Genomic DNA, 1,860 nt, shown 5'->3' with positions numbered 1-1,860 from the left:
TTGTTGCGCGCCGCCTCGGCCTCGATGACGTCACGGGTCGATGGCGTACCGACTTCTTCGTCCGGCGTGAACAGCACGGTGATCGGCAGCGGCGTGGTGAACGCTGCCTTTGCCAGTTGGCGGATGGCTTCCAGCGTCAGGTAGTTGCCGCCCTTCATGTCGAAGATGCCGGGGCCGAACGCCTTGTTGCCCTCGCGCCGAAACTGCAGCTTCTCGATGGTGCCGACCGGATGCACGGTGTCGAGATGGCCGGCGATCAAGATGCCGGGCTCGCCCATGCGCGGATGCGGAAACCGCGCGCGGACGCAGCCGGCAAAGCCCTGCCGTCCGGTGATGCGTTCGATCGAAGCGCCCATGATCGCCATGTCACGCGCCGCCAGATCGAGCATGCGCTCGACTGCGGACTTGTCCCAGGTCGGACTCTCGCATTCAACCCAGGCGCGCAGGCCTTGCAGCATCGTCTCGGAATCGAACGGCAGATTGGCAGGGTTCATGTCGCACTCGCGGTTGGAACGCTGCTACGAGAAAGAGTGCGGCCGCGTTTGTAAAGTGAAACATGCGCGAGCTGTGCATCGCTTGGCGCCTCCAGGGCCGCGGCGAACAGATTGACGCTTGGCACGCTTGGTGCAAGTCTTGATAGTCCTTGTCGTGCTGCATTGCGCAGTAACTGCGCGTCAGCATGCAATGACGTGTCGTCTTGTCTGTCGTCCTGCCTAAGCAATCATCTGCGATTGATCAGTTTCACGCCAGGAGAACATCGAATGTTGCACAGGTCGCATCGGCTGCGTTCAGTAGCTGCGTCCAAATTCATGCTGCCGGCGCTCGCGCTCGCAGCGTCGCTGACGCTTCCGGCGATCGCCGATGCCAAGACCATCCACGCGGTGATGCATTCCGATCTGCGCGTGATCGATCCGGGGCTGACCACGGCCTACATCACGCGCGACCATGGCTACATGGTTTACGATACGCTGCTGGCGATGGACTCGAACTTCAAGGTCCAGCCCCAGATGGCGGACTGGAAGGTCTCCGACGACAAGCTGACCTACACCTTCACGCTGCGCGACGGATTGAAGTGGCACGACGGCACGCCGGTGACGGCGGAGGACTGCGTGGCGTCGCTGAAGCGCTGGGGCCAGAAGGACGGCATGGGCCAGAAGCTGATGGACTTCACGGCCAGCCTCACCGCGACCGACGCGAAGACGATCACGCTGAAGCTGAAGGAGCCCTACGGCCTGGTGCTGGAGTCGATCGGCAAGCCGTCGTCGCTGGTGCCGTTCATGATGCCGAAGCGCATCGCCGAGACGCCGGCCGACAAGGCGATCCCGGAGCAGATCGGCTCCGGCCCGTTCAAATTCGTCGCCGCCGAATTCCAGCCGGGCGTCAAGGCGGTGTATGTCAAGAACACCGACTACGTGCCACGCAAGGAACCGCCGAGCTGGACCTCGGGCGGCAAGGTCGTGAAGGTCGACCGCGTCGAATGGATCACGATGGCGGACAATCAGACCGCGATCAACGCGCTGCAGTCCGGTGATATCGACTTCGTCGAGGCGCCGTCGTTCGACATCCTTCCTGTGCTCAAGCAGGACAAGGAACTGACGATCCATACGCTCAGCCCGCTCGGCTTCCAGACGCTCGGCCGGATGAACTTCCTGTATCCGCCGTTCGACAACGTCAAGATTCGCCGCGCCGCGTTCCTGGCGATGAGCCAGAAGCCGGTGCTCGACGCGCTGGTCGGCAATCCCGAATATTACAAAGTTTGCGGCGCCGTGTTCGGCTGTGATACGCCGCTCGCCCACGATGTGGGCTCCGAGTCTCTGGTCAAGGGCAACGGCATGGCCGAAGCCAAGAAGCTGCTCGCCG

General features: G+C 62.7%; 2 protein-coding genes. One reads left to right on the top strand and one right to left on the bottom strand.

All coding sequences use genetic code 11. The annotated features are described in order from the left end of the window. A partial coding sequence (locus I5M_RS07085; RefSeq protein WP_022720762.1) for a M20/M25/M40 family metallo-hydrolase occupies window positions 1–494 on the bottom strand: 494 nt, incomplete at its 3' end. A 267-nt stretch (window positions 495–761) separates the two neighbouring features. Between I5M_RS07085 and I5M_RS07080 the strand changes: the two genes are divergently transcribed. Next, window positions 762–1,860, top strand: a 1,099-nt coding sequence (locus I5M_RS07080; RefSeq protein ID WP_040771595.1) for an ABC transporter substrate-binding protein, incomplete at its 3' end; no start/stop codon positions are given.

It is taken from the genome of Rhodopseudomonas sp. B29 (assembly GCF_000333455.1).
Classification (GTDB): domain Bacteria; phylum Pseudomonadota; class Alphaproteobacteria; order Rhizobiales; family Xanthobacteraceae; genus Rhodopseudomonas.
The sequence above is the reverse complement of the archived record's forward strand: the minus strand, read 5'-3'. Positions and strand labels throughout refer to the sequence as shown.